The organism is Flavobacterium flavipallidum (assembly GCF_038289905.1).
Classification (GTDB): domain Bacteria; phylum Bacteroidota; class Bacteroidia; order Flavobacteriales; family Flavobacteriaceae; genus Flavobacterium; species Flavobacterium flavipallidum.
In genome coordinates this window covers 1-1,020 of the sequence record NZ_JBBYHU010000069.1, presented here as the reverse complement: position 1 = coordinate 1,020, position 1,020 = coordinate 1, and the positions used below count along the sequence as shown (strand labels likewise).

The window sequence follows — 1,020 nt, the reverse complement described above, 5'->3', positions numbered from 1 at the left end:
ATGGATATGCAAATAAAAATTACAGTCTAAGTTAAGCTACATTTTTGTAAATGATATTTTGATTATTAAATTCCTCGATTGTTTTGTAATTTAAAGCGCGATGTCTCCTTTTTCTGTTGTACCAGATTTCAATATATTGCTGCGCCTGTTCGCTATCGCTCGGGTCAAATATTTCCAGTTTCATTTGCTCTTTTGATATAAGTTTATTGCCGTAAATCAACTCAGTTTTTAATGATTTAAAGAAGCTTTCTGCTACTGCATTATCCCAACAATTCCCTTTTCTGCTCATGCTTCGGACTACCCCATAAGACTCAATGGTATTAGCAAATTTCTTAGTAGCATATTGCACCCCTTGGTCAGAATGGAATATTAATCCCTTTTTGACAGGTCTGTTTTTTATTGCCATACGCCAAGCTGCCAGCGAGGTATCATTGGTAGTCATCGTGTTGCTCAAACTCCAACCAATTAATTTTCGGTCATATAAATCAATTATAGTTGTTAAATACAAAAAGCCTTCTTTGGTCTGAATATAAGTGATGTCAGACACCCAAACTTTTGAAGGCTGAGTTACCATAAACTCTCTATTAAGTACATTATCAACAATTAGATAGTTGTGTTTTGAATTGGTTGTAACTTTGAATTTCTTGCTTAATTTACTTTTCAAGCCAAGCTCTTTCATATATTTTGCAACAGTTATGCGGGATATTTGATAGCCTAAAGAACGTAACTCAGTTACAATTCTTGGACTCCCATATCGTTGTTTGAATTCTAAATAAAGAGTTTTGATTTTCTCTTTGAGCATATTCTTTTTCAATTCTCTTTCTGAAATACTTCTGCTTTTCCATTTATAATAGCCACTGGAACTGATTTTTAATATCAAACACATTTTCTCAATCGGAAATTGGCTTTCATGATTCTTAACGAATCGGTATTTCATCGACCGCTCTTGGAGAAAATGCTGATTGCTTTTTTTAATATATCTCGTTCCATTTCAGCATCTTTTAATTTCTTCTCCAATTC

Annotated in this window: 1 protein-coding gene; it reads right to left on the bottom strand. The window is 33.3% G+C overall.

The genetic code is table 11. From position 1 onward, the window contains the following. Positions 1 to 31 precede the first annotated feature (31 nt). Positions 32 to 937: an IS3 family transposase gene (locus tag AAEO59_RS16345; protein ID WP_341701813.1), complete on the bottom strand. Its 906-nt coding sequence runs from the start codon at positions 935 to 937 to the stop codon at positions 32 to 34. Positions 938 to 1,020 lie beyond the last annotated feature (83 nt).